The organism is Actinophytocola sp., assembly GCF_036002505.1.
In the GTDB taxonomy this organism is placed as follows: Bacteria; Actinomycetota; Actinomycetes; order Mycobacteriales; family Pseudonocardiaceae; genus DASYTH01.
On the sequence record NZ_DASYTH010000294.1, the window covers coordinates 1 to 20,083 of the forward strand.

Genomic DNA, 20,083 nt, shown 5'->3' on the forward strand with positions numbered 1-20,083 from the left:
AGCCTCCCGGGCAGCCTCGGCATGGGTAGCGAGGCGTTCAGTCGCCTGGCCGATGGACGCAGTGAGCTGGTCATCGATGCTCCTGGACAGGTCCGTGATGCGACCGCTCAGCAGGGCGACCGCTCCAGCCGTCTGGCCGGCCCGGACGAAGTCCTGGAGCTGGAGGTGCGCACCGAGCCAGCACCACAGGGGGTCCGGAGCGGCTTCCACGACGCCACAGGTTTCGGGTTGCGGGGCAGCCACGGCTGACGCCTGAGCGAAAGCAGCGGTGAGCACTGTCATGTTGTTGTAGTAGAAGCTAACGAAATCGTTGGGGCCGTTGTCGTTCGCGATCAGGATCATGGCCTCGTCGGAGCGGGCCTGCAGGCCAGCGACTCGCGTCGCGGCGAGCACCGTGATCTGGGCCGTGCCGTCCCGACGGCTCACCTCGCTGTGGCTGGCCGCGAGCGTCGAGGCGACGCCGAGCCAGGTGACGGCGGCGAAGGCGGCGGCAGTGGCCACGAGCAGGTACAGGTTGAGGCGCCGACGGGTCAGCCGGGTGAGCTGGATCTGGACGGCGATCAGGCAGGCGATCAGCAGTGCGCCGAAGCCGAGGGCGAGCCAGGGGAGGGCGGCGACCTCACGTTGCGCCGACGACAGCCGGACGAGCTCCTCCTCGTGCAGCGACCGGGCAGGGGGCAGCATGGCCGTCCGAGCCTTGATCGCCGGTTCACGGATGTAGTTGTCAGCCAGCCGGCTGGACACCTCCGGCGAGACGCCCGGCCGGTTGTAGGCCAGGAGGGCGTCCTCCACCTGGCCGGCATACAGGGGGAGCTCGGTGGACAGGATGCTGACGTCGGACGAGCGGCTGACCGCGGCCACCTTCGTGAGCGCCTTCGTCGCTTCGGTGATGTACCAGCGGAACCTCCCGAGCTCGTCCGCCGTGGCGCCGCCGGAAAGGAACGCCGCGGACACCGTTGCGTCGGCGTTCGCCAGATTGACGTACAGCTGCAGTGCTGGCAGCTGGCTTCCCTCCTGGACGCCGTCCAGCCGGCTGACGCGATCCCGGACCGCGGAGAACCCGGCGGCACCGGCCGCGACGCCCAGCACCACCATCAGCACCAGCAACAGTGCCAGCCGGCCCTCGGTCCGCCGGGCCCAGCGCAGCACCCGCCGCCGCACCGAGATCCCCGGGCTGGACGTGGTCAGCGGCACCACCGGCGGAACCGTGTCAAGCGGAGACACCGTTGCCTCCGCTCCGCCGGCGCATCCCGACCGTGGTGCGGGACGAGAGCTCGGCCAGCTCGGTGTCCACCGGCGCGATGTCCGGGCGCAGCCGAACGGTGCCGGACGGCGCGTCGACCACGTCCACCACCCGGGACAGCACCCGCAGCGTCACCTCGTGCCCGGAGTTGTGCGCGAGCTGGACCGCCCGGCCCAGTTTCGCGGTGGCGGCGTCCTCGTCGCCCGCGTCCCGCGCGGCGATGCCGTCCTCGATGGCCTCGGAGAGCTCGGTCTGGCCGGCGTAGTGCGCGACCCGAGGGTTGATCTTCGTCGACAGCGCGGGATCCGCGGTCCAGCGCACCCGCACCAGCCGCCCGTCGGAGGCCTGCCCGCCGGTCACCATGCCGACCTTCGCGGCCCTGATCTCCTCGTCCAGGGCGCCCGCCGGCACGTCCAGCGAGAGCTGGAAGTCGCGGGTCTCGGTGCCCCACTGCCCGGTCGGATAGTCGACGTTGCGGGCGTCGACCACGACCCCCCGCCCGGTCAGGTCCACGATCCGCGGGTGCACCTGCTTGAGCATCCGGACCCGCACGTCCGGCAGCGTCCACAGGCGTAGCACCACGTTCGCCGCGGCCTTGCCCATCACCACGCCGGTGACCGCCCGGAAGTCCTCGGCCAGCTCGGCCGGCTCGCGCAGCCCGGCCGCCGAGCCGAGCAGCACGTCGGCGATCTCCAGCAGCGGCTTGGCCTCCCATCCGTCGCCCACCCCGCGGCAGTCACAGACGAACCGGCCCCGGCAGTCCTCCAGGACACGCCGCAGATCCTCGGCTGTCTGGTGCTCGTTGTGCCCGTCGGTGAGCAGGATCCCGTGCTTGATCTCCGCCCGCTCCCCCGCCAGCAGCTGGTTGGCCAGCGCCAGCCAGGTGCCGATGGCGGTGCCGTCCTGGGCTTCCAGCCGGGCGACCGCGGCCCGGGCCGCCTCCCGGGTGCGCGCGGTGGCCGGCACCATCCGCGGCTCCGCCGGGTACACCATGGTGGCCTCGGCGTTGCCGGCCACGATCGCGAACGCCACGTCGTCCCGCAGCGCGTCCAGGGCCACCGTGGTCGCCCGCTTGGCCTCGACGAGCCGCGCCCCGGCCATCGAGCTCGACCGGTCGAGCATGATCACCTGGGCGGCACTGGGGAGTGCCGCCATCCGCCCGGTGGCGGTCACCGAGACCAGCGCGTCCATCACCCGCTCACCCGCCGGCAGGTACTCGTTCTGGTAGACGGTCACGTCGAAGGTGATCGGCTGGCTCATCGCGGCGAGTCCCCTCAGAACAGCGTCTTCGGCCGGATCCGGTTGGCCCGGTCCACCATGCCGGACCGGACCTCGGGATCCTCGGCCAGCTTGGCCAGGTTCCGGTAGGCCCGCTCGAGCTCACGTCTGAGCCGGACCTCGTCGAACTCCTGGTCCGGGCCATCGGGCCCCTCCAGCCCGCTCAGTGTCCAGTTCAGCTTCGCGGTGAGCACCTCGACGGTGAGCCGGGCCTGCCGCTCGATGTCCATCTTCAAGTCCCGCAACCGTTTCGTGGCGTTGTTCAAGTCGGACCGGGTCACCCGGCCGGGATCGAGCCGGGCCCGGATGGCGGCCACCCGGGCCAGCACGTACTGGCTGGAGGACTCCGGCACCGCCTCGAGTGTGGCGACCGCGTCCTTGCGGCGGTCGGCCCGGCGCAGCACGCGCGCCAGGCCGAACGCCGCGCTGACATGACCGATGTCGGTGCGCCACACGCGTTCGTAGAGCGAGCCGGCCCGGGCGTCGTCGCCGCCCCACTCGGCCGCGGCGGCCAGCGCCAGCTTCGGCGCGAGCTCGCCGGGCAGCGCGTCGTACACCGCCTGGAACGCCTGCCGCGCCATGTCCGGCTCGCCGCCGGCCAGCGCCACCACGCCGCTGTACCAGGCGACTCTCCAGTCCTTGATGGACAGTGCGGCGAGCTCGGCCCGGGCGCCGGGCACGTCGCCGGCCGCGGCCCGGGCGTCGATCAGGCGCAGTTGCACGGCTTCGCTGCGCACCGGGGCGGCGAGCAGGGTGCCCACCAGCTCGTCCGGTTCGGCGGCGCTGAGCGCGGCGAGGAGGCTCGCACTCGGGTCGGCCGGGTCGGCCAGCGGCGTGGGCAGGCACTGCGGCACCGTGGTCCAGTCCACCGGAATCTCGGTGTGGCCGTTGACCGACACCGCGCCCGCGCCGGTGCCGAACGCCCGCCGCTCCGGGGTGAACCGGGCGGACATGGGTGCCCGGAGTCGCGCATCGTCCTTTGTGGACGCCACGACCTCGGCCAGCACACCGTGCAGCTGCTCGCGCATCTCCTCGGCGGACCCGAACCGCCGCAGCGGATCCGGATGGGTGGCCCGCAGCAGCAGCCGGTGGTAGGACTCCTCGTCGGCCAGCAGCGGCGCCTCGGCCGGGTCGGGCAGGCTGTGCCGGTGCCGCGTGCCGAACCCCTCGATGGGCAGGCTCAGCGCGGCCAGCGTGCGGCCCACGGTGTAGATGTCCGACGCCACCGTGGGATCCGCCGGCGCGTCCGGCCGCTCCAGCTCCGGCGCCTGGTAGCCGGCCGTGCCGAACACCGCGCCCTCCCGGTCGGACATCCGCAGCACCGCACCGAGATCGATCAGTTTGAGCGCGTCCCCGACGTGGATCACGTTGTCCGGCTTGAGGTCGCAGTACAGCAGCCCGTTGTCGTGCAGGTAGCCCAGCGCGGCCAGGATCTCCAGGCCGTAGGTGAGCACCGTGGTCAGCGGCAGCGGGCCGGGCTGCGTGGTGTGGATGTCCTGCAGCGACCGGCCGCCGAGGTACTCCATGACCAGGTAGCCGACGATCGTCCCGGTGTGCGGGTCGGGGTGCCGGGCGAAGTCGTAGATCTTGACGATGCCCGGGTGGTCCACCTCGACCAGGAACCGCCGCTCGTTCACCGCGGAGGCGACCGCGTCCGGGTCGTTGACGTCGATCAGTCCTTTGAGGACGACCCAGCGCTCGGCGTGCGTGTCGCCGAGTTTTCCGTCCCGGGCAAGGTAGATCCAGCCGAAGCCGCCGTAGGCCAGGCAGCCGCGGATCTCGTAGCGGCCCTCCACCAGGTCGCCCTCGGCCAGCGCCGGCACGAAGGAGAACGGCGTGCCGTCGACCGGGCAGAACCCGCGGTCCCGCCCCGGCCGCCCGTCCCGCGACCGCCCGACCGGCTTGCGGCAGGTGCGGCAGACCCTGCGGTGCTCCGGCACGCGGGGATCGTGCTGTACGGCCGAGACCGGATCGCGCCGCGCCACCGGCGCCAGCTCCACCAGCCCCGCACCGAGCCGGGTCTGCGCCGACGACACCCGCCGCCGCGACGAACCCGACTCCGGCACCGGCACCGCAGCGGCCCACAACTCCTTCCGCCCACACACATCGCAGTACCCGTCCGCCTCATACGTCCCGGTGCACCCCGGATGCCGGCACGCGCTCACGGTGCCTCCCGGAACGTACGACTCGGTTGCCGGACGGTACGACTCGCGTGCCGGAACGTACGACTCGCCGAGGACGTGGTCACTGGGCGGCCTCCCGCCGGGCGGTGACGGCGCGCTGGTAGTCGTGCACGGCCCGGGTCGCGGCGCGCAGGTCGCACGGCTTGGTCCAGAGCAGCTCGCGGGCGCGGGTGTAGCGGGCACCGACCTCCTCGGCCTCGGCGACGCCCAGCCGGACGGCGAGCGCGAGGTGGATCTCCAGCCGGCCGCGCAGCTCGCGGCGCCGTTCGAGCAGGCCGGCCGCCCGGGCGTACAGCTCCTCGATCTCCGTGCGCGCGCTCGCAATGTCCCGTTCCAGCCCGGACAGCTCGTCGGTCAGCCGGCCGTTCTCGCGGGCCAACCGGTCCAGGTCGTCGAGCCGGCCGGCCAGCTCCGGCGTGCGGACGGCCACCGGCGGCAGGCCCGGTTTGGCGATCTTGTCGTGCACGGTCCGGTAGAGCTCCTCCACGGCCTGCTCGGCCGCGGCCAGCTCCGCGATCGCCACCCGGAGCGCCGGGGTGGCGTTCGCCGGAGCCGCCCCGGGGAACCCGGACAGCAGGGCCGCGGCGAACGCGGCCGCGTTGCGCGCGGCCCGCTGCTGCCAGCCGGCCTTGTCGGTCTCCTCCTTGTCGCCGCTGGCGGTGTCACTGATTCCGCGGACCGCGATCGACGGCAGCGATTGGTTGAGATAGGCGGCGTGCGCCATTCCGGCGCTTTCCATCTCGATCGCGGCCGCGTCGTTGTAGTGCTCCCGGATCTGCCGGGCGAGCATCGTGTCGCGCGCGTCCAGTACGAGCTCGCCGGCCAGGACCGGCCGGAAATGCACCTCCGGCGGCGGCCCGGGCAAACCGGCGAGCCAGGCGCGTTCCCGGTGCACGTGCCGGGCGAACTGGTCCAGCGCGTGCGAGACCTGCCAGGTACGCGGCCGGCGGTGGAATCCGTCGTCCGCCACGGTGCCGGACAGCAGCAGGTAGATACGGGTGGGCACGACCACGTCGCCGAGTTCGATATCGTCCATGAGCGCCCCGGCGATGCCGACGAACACCAGCAACTCCGGCCGGATGAAGGAGATCGCCCGCTCGGTCAGCACCGCGGCGCCGTTGTTGCCCTCCCCGATCTCGGCCAGCGCAACCCGGCGCCGGCCACCCGGCAGATCGCCGACGCAGAACGCCGTTCCCTGCGGGTGGAACAGCTCCTCGACATTGCTCAGATACGCTCGAAATGCCGCGAACTCGACCTGGCGCGCGGTCAGGACAACGGCAACGGGAACATGCTCGGCCACGGCTCGCTCACCTTAGCCCAATGTCGGGGATTCTGTACCGGAAGCGCTGGCCGGGCCGACCGGGCGGGCCTCTCCGGCCCACCCCACACGGGCCGGAACGAATCCCACCCGGCGGCCCACCCGTCCCCCGCCTAGCCCAAGGGCAGGTTGTTCCCCAGATAGAACCCGGTGATCAACCCGGTGATGAGCACCAGAATGATCAATTTGACGGCGAGCGACAGCGAGCAGGTAATTCGCATGATGGCTCTTTTCGTCACACTGACGCGAATAAACGAAGTGTACTTCCCTCGCGGGGTTGATGTCAATATGACGAGAAGCTACGGTGGCGACATGGCCGACGACATCAAGGACTGGCGGATTCCCATGGTCGCGGTGGCCGTCGACCTCACGGTGCTCACCGTGCGCGCGGAGTTGTTGCAGATCCTCATGGTCGAGCGCGGCATCCAGCCGTTCCGCGGCATGCTGGCGCTGCCCGGCGGTTTCCTCGAATCCCGGCGGGAGGACCTCGACGCCGCGGTCGCGCGCGAGCTGGCCGAGGAGACCGGACTTTCGGCCGAGCAGCTGCATCTGGAGCAGCTGCGCACCTACGGCGCCCCCGACCGGGACCCGCGCGGGCGGGTGATCACCGTCTGCTACCTCGCGCTGATGCCGAACCTGCCGCTCCCCCGGGCCGGCGGGGACGCCCGGGCCGCCCGCTTCGTGCCGGTCGAGCACGTCCTCGGCCGGGGCGCCGCGATCGCGTTCGACCACCGCACGATCGTCGCCGACGCCGTCGAGCGGGCCCGCGGCAAGCTCGAGTACACCAGCCTGGGCGCCGCGTTCTGCCCGCCCGAGTTCACCATCGGCGAGCTGCGCCGGGTCTACGAGATCGTTTGGGGCCACCCGCTGGATCCGCGCAACTTCCACCGCAAGATCACCGGCGTACCCGGTTTCCTGGTCCCCACCGGGGAACGCACCTCCCGCGACGGCGGCCGGCCGGCCGCGCTGTACCGCCGCGGGCCGGCCGCGCTGATGCACCCGCCGATCCTGCGCCCGGCGAATCCGGTTCCGCAGAATGTCGATCGGCGGCGCTCCCGGGTGTCGTAGGGGTGTCAGGATCTTCACGAGACGACAGGAGCGACATGCGTTACCTGATGCTGGTGTGCGGGGTCGAGCCGGAGGGCGAGTTCAGCGAGGAGGACTACAAGGCGGGCGTGCTGTGGGGTGAGGAGATGGACCGCCGCGGGGTGCGCCTGGAAGGCCACCGGTTGCGGCCGTCGGCGAGCGCGACCACCGTGCGGGTTCGCAACGGGGAGATGCTGGCCAGCGACGGACCGTTCGCCGAGACCAACGAGCAGATCCTCGGCTTCGACCTGCTCGAGTGCGCCAACCTCGACGAAGCCATCGAGGTCGCCGCCAAACACCCGGTCGCCGCGCTGGGATCGCTGGAGATTCGTCCCTTGTGGACGGACTGACCGCGGCCATCACCTCGGCGTTCCACCAGGAGTGGGGCCGGGTCGTGGCGACCCTGATCCGGATGACCGGAGACTGGGACCTGGCCGAGGAATGCGCGCAGGACGCCGTCGCGCGGGCGCTGGAACGCTGGCCGCGCGACGGTATCCCGGCCAACCCGGGCGCCTGGCTCACCACCACCGCCCGCAACCGCGCCCTCAACGTCCTGCGCCGCTCGGCGACCGAGTCGGCCAAGCTCCGCGAGCTCGCGATGCTGAATGACGCGAGCGGCGGCGACGTCGACCCGTTCCCCGACGAACGGCTGAGGTTGATCTTCACGTGCTGCCACCCGGCCCTTTCCCTGGAGGGTCGGGTGGCACTCACCCTGCGCACGCTCACCGGCCTCACCACCGCCGAGATCGCCCGCGCCTTCCTGGTCTCGGAATCCACGATGGCCCAACGACTCGTCCGCACCAAACGCAAGATCCGCACCGCCGGCATCCCCTACCGCGTCCCACCCGCACACCTCTTCGCCGAGCGCACCACCGGCGTCCTCGGCGTCCTCTACCTCCTCTTCACCGAGGGCTACGCGGCCAGTTCCGGCCCCGACCCCCTGCGCCCCGACCTCTGCGCCGAAGCCATCCACCTGTGCCGCATGCTCTCCCGCCTGATGCCCGATGAGCCCGAAGCCCTCGGCCTGCTGTCCCTGCTCCTCCTGCAACATTCCCGCCGCGCCGCCCGCATCGACGCCGCCGGCGATCTCGTCTCACTGTCCGATCAGGACAGATCGCTCTGGGACGCCGCCGCGATCACGGAAGGCCGCACACTCCTGGAAACCGCCGCCACGCACGGCTCCCGCGGCCCCTACCAGATCCAAGCCGCCATAGCCGCCTGCCACGCCGACGCACCCGACGCGGCATCGACCGACTGGCCCCAGATCACCGCGCTCTACACCCGCCTGCTCGCCCTCACCCCCACCCCCGTCATCTGCCTCAACCACGCCGTCGCGGTGTCCATGTCCGAAGGCCCAGCGGCCGCCCTCCCCCTCGTCGACGCCCTCACCGGCCAACTCCCCGGCTACCACCTTCTCCCCGCCACCCGCGCCGACCTCCTCCGCCGCCTGGGCCGCCACCCCGAAGCCGCCACCGCCTACCATGAAGCCCTAGCCCAAGCCCACACCGACCCCGAACGCCGCTACCTCACCCGCCGCCTAGCCGAGTGTCTGGAGCAAGCCGACTAGATCGTGATGAGCGGCACGCTGGGATCGATCTTTCGCAGATCTTCCGGATCGGATGTGACGACCGGGCAGTAACCGAGACGGCGAGCAGAAACGATCACCGCCGCATCCACGACATCGGCGGTGCCGCTCTGGCCGAGCAGCGCACCAATTTCCAGGGCAGACGGATAGTCGAGACTGACGAAGCGCAGGGAGGAGTCCGCCAGGAAGTTCCATAGATTCGCCTGCCGCCCACCACCCCGAACAGCCTGGGCAACCACGGCCGCAGGAACGAAGATCGACGCTCCGCGGAGCCGGGCGCGCTTGAGCAGTCCCTGGACGTGCGCTGACCGGCGGTCGACTCCGATCAACGCTCCGGCATCCAACACCAGAACTTGCGAGTTCACGCAGCATTACCGCCACGGTTGAGCCGTGCCTGTTCAGCGAACGCGCGGTCGAGCTCGCGCTCGGCCCACTCTTCGACCTCCTTGCCGGGCGCACCACGCTCGGCATCCCACTCGGCGAACAGGGCGTCCATGATCACGCCGGGAGCCAGGCGCGAGGCGATGTAGGACGACACCGACCGTGCCTCGCCTCGTTCGACCGCCGCCTTGATGGTGTCGATGAGGTCCTCGGGCAAGGTGATCGAGATCTGCCGCGTCTTACTCATGATGCCATCATAGTGGACCCGACGTCACTCGGCGCGGAGGTTGTCGATGTCGTAGGTGCCGGGGTTGAAGAAGAGGTAGAGGGCGCGGATGTCGGTGAGGGTGTCGGGGGTGCAGGAGAAGTCGGTGAGGAGGTCGACGGTGATGGTTGTGGTGGTGTTGGGCTGGATGAAGGGGAAGGAGCTTTGGCACCACGTGAAGCTGGGGCCGGTTTGGAGCGCCAGGGCGACGGCGGTGCCGTTGGGGCCGGTGCGGAGGTCGTAGCGGACCTGGGTTTTGCCGTTGAGGTTGCGGGGTTCGGGGAGGTTGAGGCCGAACCAGTGCGGGGCGGTGACGTCGAGGTGGAGGCCGAAGGAGCCTTCGGGGTGGAAGCCGGGGGTCTGGGAAACGGTGCCGGCGTCGGGGAGCCAGTTGCCGGGGGCCCAGCCTTCGGTGCCGGTTTCGAAGGTGGCGAGGGGGATGGCGGCGGTGGGGTCGGGTTTCACGGTGACGATCAGATCGGCCACATTGGACGTTCGGCCGGCGGCGTCGCGGATGGTGTAGTGGGCGGTGGCTTTACCGGCGAAGCCGGGGGTGGGGGCGAAGGCGACGGTGCCGCTGGTGGTCAACGTGTACGAGCCGCCGGCCACGGAAACCGTGCGCTGCTGGCCGGTCAACGCCGGATCGAGGTCTATTGTGGATGGTTGGAGGTAGGTGCGGTAGGCGACGTCGTTGGCGGCGGGGGTGAGCGCGGCGGGCTGGTTGAACTCGACGACGGCGGTGTCGTGGTCGGCCACGGGCGGGCGGGAGCGTTGGGCGCCAACGAGCTCCTCCTTGGCATTGGACAACGTCTGGCACACCGGGGTCGGGCAGTAGACGGTGAAGCCGTCGAAGTCGGGGTAGGGCGTGCCGTCGTCCTGGATGCCGGACAGGATCCAGTAGAGCCAGCCGTCGCCGCCCTCCTGGTCGAAGATGTCGGTCCAGGTCTTGTACACGGTGTTCCGGGTGGACTTGGTGAGCCAGCCGAACTCGCCCCACAGCACGGGTTTGCCGATGGCGTTGGCCTCGCGGACGTGGCGGCGGATCCAGTCGTAGGTCCACGGCAGGTCCTTGCCCCAGCCGTCCGGGTAGAGGTGCAGCGACAGCAGGTCCATCGCCGGCAGCCGGCCGAACGCGAGCGTGTCCACGCCCTCGCCGCAGTTGCGGGTCCAGTCCGGGTCGGAAGGGTTGTCACAGAAGAAACCCTCGTCGCCCATGCCGACCAGGTGGCGCGGGTCGACCGACTTGATGTGCCGGCTGATCTGGTCGGCCCAGCTGGTGAGCGTCGCGGGGGTGCAGTTCGGCGAGCGCGGGTAGGCGCCGGCGGACAGGCAGCGCGGCTCGTTTCCCAGCTCCCACGCCATGATCGTCGGATCGTCCTGGTACGCGACGCCGGTGATCGAGTTGACCCGGTTCAGCACGTGGCTGATGTAGTCCTGGTACCAGCCGCGGATCACCGGGTTGGAGTAGAAGTCGTCGTGGAACGACCCGCCGGCCCAGCGCACGTACTGGTCCATGCCGCCGAAGTCGTTCCAGTTGTTGGTCAGCCCGATGACCAGCTTGATGCCGTGCCGGCGTGCCGAGTCGAGCAGGTAGTCGATCCGCTGGAACCCGTCCGGACCGTCGTTGTAGGCCGGCGCGGTGCCGTTCCAGTACTGGAGGTAGACGCCGTCCGCCTTGCCGCGGATCGAGTTCGAGCCGTCGGCGTTGCCGATGTCCAGGAACGCCCAGGCGCGCAGCACGTTGAAGCCGGCGGCCTGCGCGTCGGCGAACACGTCGTCGACCATCAGCCGGGACTTGTACATCAGGTAGTAGTTGTTGCTCCCGGCGAACCGGAACGGCTTGCCGTCCAGCCGGAGATCCTTGCCCTGCCGGGTAACGAAGCCGCTGCCGGCGGCCGGTTCGGAGCCGGCGACCACCGGGACGGCCCCTCCCATGCCGATCGCCACAACGGACACCGCGGCCAGAACGCTGACGATGCGCATGATTCATCCCACGCCTACGGGAGCTGAACCGAATAAGTAGGCTGACCGTAGAAGTGCCGCCAGCGCACTGTCAAGGCACAAGAGAACCGGTTCAGTTCACCACCTTGGGCCGCCGGCGCCGTAACCCCTCGTCTACCCCGGTGAGGGGAAGACAGCGCCCGGCCCACCACTAATGTCGAAGAGATCGGCCGCTGGCGGGCGGGGCCGGCGGGTACCTCCGGGGAGGTCGCGCGATGGTCGTCGGCACGGAACGAATCCTCGCGCTGACCGAACCGGTGGCCACGCTCACCGAATACCAGGAGATCGGCGGCGGCCAGGGCCTCGCGGCGGCCCGGCGCCGGCCCCGGGAGCGGGTGGCCGCGGAGTTGCGGGCGGCCGGGTTGGGTGGCGTCCCGCGGGCGGCCGCCACGGTGATCGCCGACGCGACCGAGGCCGCGCCCGGGTCGTTCCGGGACCGGCACCTGTTGCGCCGCAACCCGTTCCAGGTGCTCGAAGGGCTGGCGATCGCCGCGTACGCGGCCGGCGCCGGGGCCGGGCTGCTGGTGATCCGGCGGCGGTTCGAGCTGGAGATCGCCCGGCTGCTGGTCGCCCTCGATGAGCTGACGGCGGCCGGCGTGCTCGGCCCGGTCCGGCTCCAGGTCGTGATCAAGGACGAGGCGCCGGCGTGTCTCGACCTCGAGACGCTGTCCACGATGCCGGAACTGCTGCGCACCGGCTGTCACCCGTCCACAACCGTGTTCACCGTCTCCGGTGATGTATGCCGTCCAGCGGTGGGTGAGCTGCCGGTCGGCCTGACACCGCGCCTGCTGGCCGGTCTGCTGGCCGGCGGGCTGGCACCGGGTCGGCAGGTGAAAGCCGTCTTCGCCGGCACGACGGGGGAAGTCCTCACCGGGGAACAACTTGACGACGCCGTCGACCCCGGCGGCCTGGTGGTGTACGACGACTCGGCGTGCCCGGTGGCCGCCACGCTCGCGTTCGCCCGGCTCACCGCCGCCGAGCCGGTGGTCCTCTGCCTGGACGCGATCGAGCGCGGCGACGGCACCTGGCGCGAGCTGGACACCCTGGCCCGGCTCGGCACCGGCTTCGTGGCGAGTGCGCTCGACCGGTTCCCGGGGGAGTTCGAGGCGCACCTGGGCCGCCCGTGCCCGCTCCCCCGCGCCCTCCCGGTTCCCGCGATCGCCGACTACAACGAGGAAACCGGGCACATCGTATACGATCAGCAGCCCCTGCCGCCGACCGGAACCAGCGCGATCACGCTCGTGCCCGCGCCCGGCCGGGAGCGCACCTCCAGGTTCCCGCCGATCAGCTCGGCCCGCTCGGCCATGCTCCCCAGGCCGTAGCCCGACGCCGGCTCGTCCGGCCGGAACCCCACACCGTCGTCGCGCACCTCGAGCCGGGCCACCTCCTGCGACACCCCGAAGTTGAGCCGCGCCGAGTGCGCGCCGGCATGCTTCTGCACGTTCTGCAGCGCCTCCTGGGCGATCCGATAGAGCGCCACCTCGATGTGCTCCGGCAGCCGGTCGTCGCACAGCTCCAGCACGACCTCCAACTCCGGCATCGACCGGGCCAGCGACGCCAGCCCGCCGGCCAGCCCCAGGTCGTCGAGCACCGGCGGCCGCAAACCGCCGATGGCCGCGCGTGCCTCGTCCAGCGTGAGGTCGGTGAGCCGGCGGGCCAGCACGATCTGCTCCGCGGCGTACCCGGGATCCTCGGCCACCGTGCGATCCGCGGCATCCAGGTGGTAACCCAGGCTGACCAGCCGCTGCGAGATCCCGTCGTGGATGTCCCCCGCGAGCCGGCGCCGCTCCGCCTCCTGCGCGGCGACGACCTGCTCGACGAACCGCTCGTGCGCCCGCTCGCGCCCGATGAGCTGGCGGTGCAGCCGGGCCTGGTGAATCGCGCCGGCCACCAGGCGGCCGATCATGGTGAGCAGCCGCAGGTCCCGCTCGGTGAACTGGCGGCGCCGCCGGGTGTGCACGTTGAGCACACCGACCAGCCCGGCCACGTCGCTCTCCATCGGCACCGAGGCCATCGAGGTGAACTCGGAGCCACGCAGCGCCGGGATCGGCCGGTACCGCGGGTCCGCCTCCTTGTTCTCCACGATGACCGCGGGGCGGCGGTGGCTGGCCACCCACCCGGTCACCCCGGTGCCGAGCGGCAGCTGGATCCGGCCGGCGACGTCGAACGGCGGGGTGGCGCCGGCCAGCGTGAGCGAGCGGCCGGCGTCGTCGAGCACGTGCACGAAGCAGGCGTCGGTGGCGGTCGCGCCGGCGATCAGCCGGGCCACCGCGGCGGCCAGCGGCTCGACCCCGGGGCCTTCCGAGGTGGCCTGGATGATGGCCAGCAGCAGGGCGTTCTCCCGGGAGAGATCCGTGGTCACCGGAAGATTCCCTCGCGCAGCGCGACGGCGACCGCGCCGGCCCGGTCGGACACCTCGAGCTTGCGGTAGATCGAGCGCAGGTGGCTCTTCACGGTCTCCTCGCCGACGACGAGGCGCTGCGCGATGCCGCGGTTGGACACGCCGGTGACGATGAACGAGAGCACCTCGCTCTCCCGGTGCGTGAGCCCCTGCCGCGCGCCGGGCCAGAACTCACCGCTGGCCAGGCGCGCGGCGGTGTCCACGGCCCGCCCGGCGAGCGCGGTGTCGATCACCCGCTCGCCGGCGCGCACCAGCTCGAGCTGGCGGACCAGCTCCACGCCGGTGATCTGCTTGATCAGGTACCCGGAGGCGCCCACGCGCAGCGCCTGGAACAGGTACTGCTCGTCGTCGTACACGCTGAGCAGCACCACCCGGCGGGACGGGTCGAGCTCGATCAGCCGCTGGCACAGGTCCAGCCCGCTGGCGCCCTGCAGCCGCACGTCGCACAGCACGATGTCCGGGTTGAGGCCGCTCACCAGCCGCACCGCCTGGTCCGCGCCGGTTGCCTGCCCGACCACGCGGACGCGGTCACGGAACGGCATGAGCATCGACGTCAAACCCTGCAGGACCATTTCATGATCGTCCACAAGAACGATGCGCACCGGCGTTTCCGCCATGAAATGACCATACGGGCCCGGTTACCGAATGTCAGCCCGCGACTTCACCGTGCCGGAACCTCAGGCTGCGCGGGCGGTTTCGGCGCGCTGGGACTCGAGGTGGTCCTTGAGCCGGCCCAGGGTGGTGGCGATGTTGCGCTTGTTGACGCCGGGGCGATCGGGCTCGCCGGTGATCAGGATGGCGATCGGGATGAACCAGCCCGGCACCCGGGCCCAGTTGGTCTCGGTGACCGTGCAGCCGTCGCCGTCCGCCACGAGGTCGTACTGCCAGCGCGCGACCGGCACCCCGAACGGCGTCCGGACCTCGTAGGCGAACCGCCGCCCGGGCTCGGCGTCGGTGATCCGGCAGGTGGTCACCCAGCGGTGCCGGCCGTTTCGGTTGGAGCCGCTGAACCGGGCTCCAACCTCCGGGCCGGTCGCTCCGCGCAGCCAACGGACCTTGAAGAGCTCCTCGGAGAACCCGACCATCACGGTCGGATCGCTGATCATCCGGTACACCTCGTCCGGGCTCGCCTTGATCGTCACCTGTCCGGTCGCCATCGGTTCGCTGCTCATCAATTCCTCCCAGTCCGCTGTGTACTCAAGGACAGCAGCCGACCGGACCACGTTCACAGTGAGCGCCTACCGAGCTTCGCGGGAATTCGTCACGGCTACGTCCGCGGGCGTACCCGGGGTACGGCGCGGAACGGATGTGCGCAGCCGCCGCGGCCTTCTAGTTTGGGGCCATGAACTGGCGGGTTGTGGCGCTCACGCTGGCGGCGATGGCGATCGACGTGCTCGCCGTGCGCTTCGCCGACGAGCCGGACTCGCGGCCGGTCACCTGGGTCGCCTACCTGATCGGCGCGTCGATGGCGCTGCCGCTGCTGGCGTACCGGCGCTGGCCGCTGGGCGCGCTGCTGGCCACCGCGGTACTCCTGCTCGGCTACTACACCTCCGGCTTCCCCGGCATGTCCCCGGCGATCCCGCTGGCCATCGTGCTCTACCTGGCCGCCTCCGCCGGCTACCGCTGGTGGTCGATCGGCGTACTGAGCTTCTTCAGCTTCACCGGCTTGCTGGTCGCCGGGCTCAAACCCGCGGTGGACCTGCAGGCCGTGCTCGCCGAGTTCAGCCAGGTGGCCTCGCTCATGGTGGCGGTCGTGCTGCTGGCCGAGGCGCTGCGCACCCGCCGCGCATGGCTGACCGAGGTCCGCGAGCGGCTGCGCCGGGTGGAGGCCGACCGCGACCTCGAGACCGAGCGCCGGGTCACCGAGGAACGCCTGCGCATCGCCCGCGAGCTGCACGACGTCATGGCGCACACCATCTCGGTGATCACCGTGCAGGCCGGCGTGGCGGTGGACCGGCTCGCCGACTACCCACCGGAGCTGCGCGGCCCGCTCGAGGCGATCCGCTCGGCCAGCACCGAGTCGATGACAGAGTTGGCTGCTGTGGTCGGCGTGCTGCGCGGCAAAGGTGACCACGAGTCAGCGCCGCGCGCGCCCGCGCCCGGTCTGGACCAGATCGACGAACTCGTCGCGGCGACCCGGGAAACCGGGCTGCGGGTGGAACTCCACATCGTCGGCACCCTCCGCACCCTGCCGCAGGCCGTGGACCTGACCGGGTACCGGATCGTCCAGGAGGCGCTGACCAACGTCGTCCGGCACGCCCACGCGTCCACCGCCACGGTCCGCATCGGCTACACCGACGACGCCGTCCGGCTCGAGATCACCGACGACGGCACGGGCGCCGTGGTCCGGCCGAACGGCGGGCAGACCGGCGGTCACGGGCTGATCGGCATGGCCGAACGCGCGGCGGCCGTCGGTGGAGAGCTGGCCACGGGCGCCGGTCCGGCCGGCGGTTTCCGCGTCCAGGCGCGGCTTCCGGCTGGCACACTGCCGGGGTGACGATCCGGGTCGTGGTGGCTGACGACCAGAGCCTGGTCCGGGCCGGGTTTCGGGTCCTGCTGGAGCGCGCCGAGGGCATCGAGGTGGTCGGCGAGGCGGAGAACGGCGCCGAGGCCGTCGAGCTGGCCCGTTCAGCCCGGCCGGACGTGATCCTCATGGACATCCGGATGCCGGTGCTGGACGGCCTCGCGGCCACCCGGAAGATCGTCGCCGACGACCGGGCGCCGGGCGTGCACGTGATCATGCTGACCACGTTCGAGCTGGACGAGTACGTGTTCGAGGCGCTGCGCGCGGGCGCCAGCGGGTTCCTGCTGAAGAACATCGACCCGGACGACCTGCGCCGGGCGGTGAGGGTGGTGGCCGGCGGCGACGCGCTGCTCTCGCCGAGCGTCACGAAACGCCTGATCGCCGAGTTCGCCACCCGACCGGCCGGCACCGCGCCGGACACCGGCCGGCTCGCCGTGCTCACCGGCCGGGAGCGCGAGGTGGTGGCGCTGGTCGGCCGCGGCCTGTCCAACGACGAGATCGGCCGGCACCTGCACATGAGCCCGGCCACCGCGCGCACCCACGTCAGCCGCGCGATGACCAAGCTGGACGTGCGGGACCGGCCGCAGCTCGTCGTGCTGGCGTACGAGACGCATCTGGTGACCCCGGGCGAGTAGTACGTCGAGCGGCGTAGTCGAAGCTGCGAACCCTGCGCGCGATTGCCTACCCGATTGTCGCGGTTGAACGGATTCGGTGCGGCGCAATGATTTCTACGGTTCTCGCATGACTCGAATCACCGACTTCGTGCTCCGCCACCGGCTGCTGGTCACGCTGTTCTGGGTGCTGCTCGCGGCCGCCGGCGCGGCCACCGCGTCGACCACGACCAGCCGGCTCGCCACCACGTTCACCGCGCCCGGCTCGCCGGCCTACGAGACGTCGGTGCACGTCGCGAACACCTACCACATTGGCGCCGGCCAGGATCCGGACATCATCACCCTGACCGTCCCGAATGGACAGACCGTCGACTCGCCGGCCGTCACGAGCGATCTGGCCCGGGTGTTCGCCGCGGCCCGGCAGGTCGGCGGCGTGCAGATCGTGGACTACACCACGACGCACGACCGCGCCTTCCTGACGAGCGACGGGCGCGGCACGTTCGCGCTGGCCTACCTGCCGCCGGGCAACCCGGACTCGGGCAGCACGTTGGCGCCGGCGCTGGAGAGCGCCGTGCGGGCGGCCGCGCCGGACGGCTGGCAGGTCGGCGTCACCGGCCTGAACCCGTTGGCGCAGGCCGGTTCCGGCCGGTCGGGCAACGGCGTGCTGGCCGAGACGCTGATCGGCGGCCTGGGCGCGCTGGCCGTCCTCGCGTTCGTGTTCGCCAGCTTCCTGGCGCTGCTCCCGGTGCTGATGGCGGCGATCTCCATCCTCACCACGTTCCTGTTCATGCTGGGGCTGACGCACCTCACCGACATCAGCTTCATCGCGCAGTTCGTGGTGGCGCTGGTGGGTCTCGGCGTGGCCATCGACTACGTGCTGCTGGTGACCACCCGCTGGCGCGAGGAACGGTCACACGGCGCGAACAATCGCGAGGCGGTGCGGCGGGCCATGGCACACGCCGGCCGGGCCGTGGTGTTCTCCGGGCTGACCGTCGCAATTGGACTATTGACGCTGGTGTTCCTGCCCATCCCGGCGTTGCGCAGCGTGGGTTTCGCCGGTGCGCTCATTCCGCTGGCGTCCGTGGCGGTCGCGGTGACGCTGCTGCCGGTGCTGCTGGACACGGTCGGCCCGCGCCTGGACTGGCCGCGGATCCGCAACGAGCGGACGGCCAGCCGCGGCTGGACCGCGTGGGCCAGGCTGACCGTGCGGCGGCGCTGGCCGGCCGCGATCCTCGGCCTGGCCGCGCTGCTGGCGCTGGCCGCGCCGGTCGCCGGCATCCACCTCGGCGCGCCGCACTCCGACTCGCTGGCCGCACAAGGGCCCGCCCGGGACGCCCTGAACACGCTGACGAACGGCGGCGTGCGCAGCGGCGTGCTCACCCCGATGACCGTGCTGGCCAAGGAAAGCGCGGCCGGCGACGTCGCGCGGCGGCTGGCGGAGGTGCCCGGGGTGGTCACCGCGACGGCGACCGGGCAGGCCCGGGAGGGCACCGCGCTGGTCACCGTGCTGCCGCGGGACGAGGCCGGCTCGGCGGCCGGGCAGGACACCGTGGCGCGCGTGCGCGGCTCGGCGGCCGGTGACGCGAACGTGGTCGGGGTGACCGGCTCCGGTCCGGTCAACCTGGACTTCCGGTCGGCGCTGTACGGCACGTTCCCGTGGATGCTGCTGATCCTGTCGCTGGTCACGTTCCTGTTGCTGGCCCGGGCGTTCCGCTCGCTGCTGCTGCCGGCCAAGGCGGTGCTGCTCAACCTGGTCTCGCTGGGCGCGGCGTTCGGCGTGATGGTGCTGGTCTGGCAGCAGGGCCACGGCAGCGAGTCGCTGTGGGGCGTCGTCGGCACCGGCGCGCTCAGCACCTGGATCCCGTTGATGGTGTTCGCGTTCCTCTACGGGCTGTCCATGGACTACGAGGTGTTCCTGCTGGCCCGCATGCGGGAGGCCTACGACGCCGGGCACACCACGGACGACGCCGTGGTCGAGGGGCTGAGCCGCACCGGCCGGCTGGTCACCAGCGCCGCGCTGATCCTGCTGCTGTCCTTCGTGGCCATGTCCACCGCGCCGGTGGTGGACGTCAAGGTGCTCGCCACCGGCCTCGGCGCCGGGATCTTCGTCGACGCCACCATCGTGCGCTGCCTGCTCGTCCCCACGCTGGTCAGCCTGCTCGGGAAGTGGAACTGGTGGCTGCCCGCCCGGGCCGCGGCCGTGCTCAGGGTTGCACCGTCACCGGTCAGCGCCTGAGTGCGATGAAGGGGGCCTTCCTCACGCTGGGGGTGAGGAAGGCCCCCTTCATCGCATTTCTACCGGGGAAGGCCGCAGCCGGCGGCGGTCAGGTTGATCACGCTGCCGGGGCCGATGCAGGGAGCGATGTAGAAGGTCTCCTGGGCGTAGTTGATGCCCTCGCGGACGGTCACGGTGCCGTTCTGGTCGACCTCGCACGGGTTGTCCAGGGTGCAGCGCTGGCCGTCCTCGTTGCCGGTGTTGTTGATGGCGACCATCTGGTTGGTGTTGGCGTCGATCACCGGCGAGCCGGAGGTGCCGGGGATGGTCATGCACGCCGGGGTGTACCGGACCGAGTCCTGCCAGGTCCACCGGTCCTCACGGAGCTGGAACACGAACCCGTCGATGTTGCACGAGTAGATCGTCCGGTGGAAGCCGGAGACCACCCGGATGGGTTCGGCGGCGGTGGGGTGCACGGTCGACAAGGTGAGCGGCCGGGTGCTGGGGAACCGCGACTGCAGCTGGCCGTAGGTGATGGTGAGCCGGTAGATCGACACGTCGGTCTTGGTCATCGTCGCGTACAGCAGCCGGTCGGCCCGCAGCGTCCCGAGCGTGCCCGTACCGGCGGAGTTCAGCAGCGAGAACGTCCGGGTGGAGGACAGGTTCTGCACCACCTCGCCGGCGTTCAGCAGCCGGAAGCAGTGGCCGTTGGACATCACCAGCGCGCGGTCGGTGGACACGGCGTTCGGCGTGCGCACGACCGAGCCGGAGCAGTTGCTCAGCGCCACGATCCCGGTGAAGTCCACCGCGTTGATCGCGGGGGCCGCCACGGCCGGCTGGCCGGCGCCGGCGCCGAGCACGAGCCCGGCAAACGCCCCGGTCAGCACCGCTCCGCGCAGCGCCCGGGCCCACAATCGTCTGGTCACGGCACATCCCTTTCGTCGACGGGTCGCGTCACCCACGAGCGTGTGACCACCGGCCTCGCGAACAAC

The 20,083-nt window shown here is 71.3% G+C and carries 17 protein-coding genes and 1 pseudogene; 7 read left to right on the forward strand and 11 right to left on the reverse strand.

Going from position 1 to position 20,083, the window contains the following annotated elements:
• The 4 genes from VGR06_RS25780 to VGR06_RS25795 form a co-directional block, all read right to left on the reverse strand.
• Nucleotides 1–1,224: hypothetical protein (locus VGR06_RS25780; RefSeq protein WP_327561708.1), on the reverse strand; the 1,224-nt coding region annotated here is incomplete at its 3' end.
• On the reverse strand, nt 1,211–2,503 hold the full coding sequence (locus tag VGR06_RS25785; protein ID WP_327561709.1) for a VWA domain-containing protein: 1,293 nt from the start codon (nt 2,501–2,503) through the stop codon (nt 1,211–1,213). The genes VGR06_RS25785 and VGR06_RS25780, both read right to left, overlap by 14 nt.
• A 14-nt stretch (nt 2,504–2,517) precedes the next feature.
• The gene (locus tag VGR06_RS25790; protein ID WP_327561710.1) at nt 2,518–4,686 is read right to left on the reverse strand and encodes a serine/threonine-protein kinase; all 2,169 of its coding nucleotides are present in this window, start codon (nt 4,684–4,686) and stop codon (nt 2,518–2,520) included.
• 79 nt (nt 4,687–4,765) lie between these two features.
• Entirely contained in the window at nt 4,766–6,004 is a 1,239-nt protein-coding gene (locus VGR06_RS25795) for a 5'-methylthioadenosine/S-adenosylhomocysteine nucleosidase (protein ID WP_327561711.1), read from the reverse strand.
• Nucleotides 6,005–6,334: 330 nt separating this feature from the next.
• Between VGR06_RS25795 and VGR06_RS25800 the strand changes: the two genes are divergently transcribed.
• The 3 genes from VGR06_RS25800 to VGR06_RS25810 are packed head-to-tail and all read left to right on the forward strand — an operon-like array spanning nt 6,335 to nt 8,675.
• Nucleotides 6,335–7,090: an NUDIX hydrolase gene (locus VGR06_RS25800; RefSeq protein ID WP_327561712.1), complete on the forward strand. Its 756-nt coding sequence runs from the start codon at nt 6,335–6,337 to the stop codon at nt 7,088–7,090.
• Between the two features lie 35 nt (nt 7,091–7,125).
• Nucleotides 7,126–7,458: a YciI family protein gene (locus tag VGR06_RS25805; protein WP_327561713.1), complete on the forward strand. Its 333-nt coding sequence runs from the start codon at nt 7,126–7,128 to the stop codon at nt 7,456–7,458.
• Nucleotides 7,446–8,675 carry an RNA polymerase sigma factor gene (locus VGR06_RS25810; protein ID WP_327561714.1) on the forward strand — a complete coding sequence of 410 codons (1,230 nt, stop codon included), beginning with the start codon at nt 7,446–7,448 and terminating at the stop codon, nt 8,673–8,675. Before VGR06_RS25805 ends, VGR06_RS25810 begins: the two co-directional genes overlap by 13 nt.
• Here the strand turns inward: VGR06_RS25810 and VGR06_RS25815 are convergent.
• Genes VGR06_RS25815 through VGR06_RS25825 form a run of 3 tightly spaced genes read right to left on the reverse strand, consistent with a single transcriptional unit; the run spans nt 8,672 to nt 11,322 of the window.
• Nucleotides 8,672–9,058, reverse strand: a complete 387-nt coding sequence (locus VGR06_RS25815; protein ID WP_327561715.1) for a hypothetical protein — start codon at nt 9,056–9,058, stop codon at nt 8,672–8,674. The genes VGR06_RS25810 and VGR06_RS25815 overlap by 4 nt on opposite strands.
• A complete protein-coding gene (locus VGR06_RS25820) occupies nt 9,055–9,321 on the reverse strand; it encodes a hypothetical protein (RefSeq protein WP_327561716.1) in 267 nt (88 codons plus the stop codon). The genes VGR06_RS25815 and VGR06_RS25820 overlap by 4 nt, the downstream gene beginning before the upstream one ends.
• 24 nt (nt 9,322–9,345) lie before the next feature.
• Complete coding sequence (locus VGR06_RS25825) at nt 9,346–11,322, reverse strand: cellulase family glycosylhydrolase (RefSeq protein ID WP_327561717.1); 1,977 nt, start codon at nt 11,320–11,322, stop codon at nt 9,346–9,348.
• Between the two features lie 233 nt (nt 11,323–11,555).
• On the opposite strand from VGR06_RS25825, the pseudogene VGR06_RS25830 reads away from it, so the two are divergent.
• Nucleotides 11,556–11,951, forward strand: a pseudogene (locus tag VGR06_RS25830) (hypothetical protein); the annotation flags it as partial.
• A 587-nt stretch (nt 11,952–12,538) separates the two neighbouring features.
• Here VGR06_RS25830 and VGR06_RS25835 read toward each other — a convergent pair.
• Genes VGR06_RS25835 through VGR06_RS25845 form a run of 3 tightly spaced genes read right to left on the reverse strand, consistent with a single transcriptional unit; the run spans nt 12,539 to nt 14,913 of the window.
• Nucleotides 12,539–13,702, reverse strand: a complete 1,164-nt coding sequence (locus VGR06_RS25835; RefSeq protein WP_327561718.1) for a GAF domain-containing sensor histidine kinase — start codon at nt 13,700–13,702, stop codon at nt 12,539–12,541.
• Nucleotides 13,699–14,358, reverse strand: a complete 660-nt coding sequence (locus VGR06_RS25840; RefSeq protein WP_327561719.1) for a response regulator transcription factor — start codon at nt 14,356–14,358, stop codon at nt 13,699–13,701. The genes VGR06_RS25835 and VGR06_RS25840 overlap by 4 nt, the downstream gene beginning before the upstream one ends.
• A 60-nt stretch (nt 14,359–14,418) precedes the next feature.
• A complete protein-coding gene (locus tag VGR06_RS25845; protein ID WP_327561720.1) occupies nt 14,419–14,913 on the reverse strand; it encodes an SRPBCC family protein in 495 nt (164 codons plus the stop codon).
• 170 nt (nt 14,914–15,083) lie between these two features.
• Here VGR06_RS25845 and VGR06_RS25850 point away from each other — a divergent pair, with 170 nt between their 5' ends.
• The 3 genes from VGR06_RS25850 to VGR06_RS25860 all read left to right on the forward strand — a co-directional run bounded on the left by VGR06_RS25850 (nt 15,084) and on the right by VGR06_RS25860 (nt 19,112).
• Nucleotides 15,084–16,238, forward strand: a complete 1,155-nt coding sequence (locus VGR06_RS25850) for a sensor histidine kinase (RefSeq protein ID WP_327561721.1) — start codon at nt 15,084–15,086, stop codon at nt 16,236–16,238.
• Entirely contained in the window at nt 16,235–16,900 is a 666-nt protein-coding gene (locus VGR06_RS25855) for a response regulator transcription factor (RefSeq protein WP_327561722.1), read from the forward strand. The genes VGR06_RS25850 and VGR06_RS25855 overlap by 4 nt, the downstream gene beginning before the upstream one ends.
• Before the next feature lie 106 nt (nt 16,901–17,006).
• Entirely contained in the window at nt 17,007–19,112 is a 2,106-nt protein-coding gene (locus VGR06_RS25860) for an MMPL family transporter (RefSeq protein ID WP_327561723.1), read from the forward strand.
• Between the two features lie 59 nt (nt 19,113–19,171).
• Here the strand turns inward: VGR06_RS25860 and VGR06_RS25865 are convergent, their stop codons facing one another.
• Nucleotides 19,172–20,017 (reverse strand): trypsin-like peptidase domain-containing protein, encoded by an 846-nt coding sequence (locus VGR06_RS25865; RefSeq protein WP_327561724.1) that lies wholly within the window; start codon nt 20,015–20,017, stop codon nt 19,172–19,174.
• Nucleotides 20,018–20,083 lie beyond the last annotated feature (66 nt).

Excerpts from the sequence above, each read along its gene's own strand:
- VGR06_RS25840 (WP_327561719.1), bottom strand. The coding sequence starts at position 14,358 with ATGGCGGAAACGCCGGTGCGCATCGTTCTTGTGGACGATCATGAAATG.
- VGR06_RS25860 (WP_327561723.1), top strand. The coding sequence starts at position 17,007 with ATGACTCGAATCACCGACTTCGTGCTCCGCCACCGGCTGCTGGTCACG.
- VGR06_RS25850 (WP_327561721.1), top strand. The coding sequence starts at position 15,084 with ATGAACTGGCGGGTTGTGGCGCTCACGCTGGCGGCGATGGCGATCGAC.
- VGR06_RS25825 (WP_327561717.1), bottom strand. The coding sequence starts at position 11,322 with ATGCGCATCGTCAGCGTTCTGGCCGCGGTGTCCGTTGTGGCGATCGGC.
- VGR06_RS25800 (WP_327561712.1), top strand. The coding sequence starts at position 6,335 with ATGGCCGACGACATCAAGGACTGGCGGATTCCCATGGTCGCGGTGGCC.
- VGR06_RS25845 (WP_327561720.1), bottom strand. The coding sequence starts at position 14,913 with ATGAGCAGCGAACCGATGGCGACCGGACAGGTGACGATCAAGGCGAGC.
- VGR06_RS25785 (WP_327561709.1), bottom strand. The coding sequence starts at position 2,503 with ATGAGCCAGCCGATCACCTTCGACGTGACCGTCTACCAGAACGAGTAC.
- VGR06_RS25805 (WP_327561713.1), top strand. The coding sequence starts at position 7,126 with ATGCGTTACCTGATGCTGGTGTGCGGGGTCGAGCCGGAGGGCGAGTTC.
- VGR06_RS25820 (WP_327561716.1), bottom strand. The coding sequence starts at position 9,321 with ATGAGTAAGACGCGGCAGATCTCGATCACCTTGCCCGAGGACCTCATC.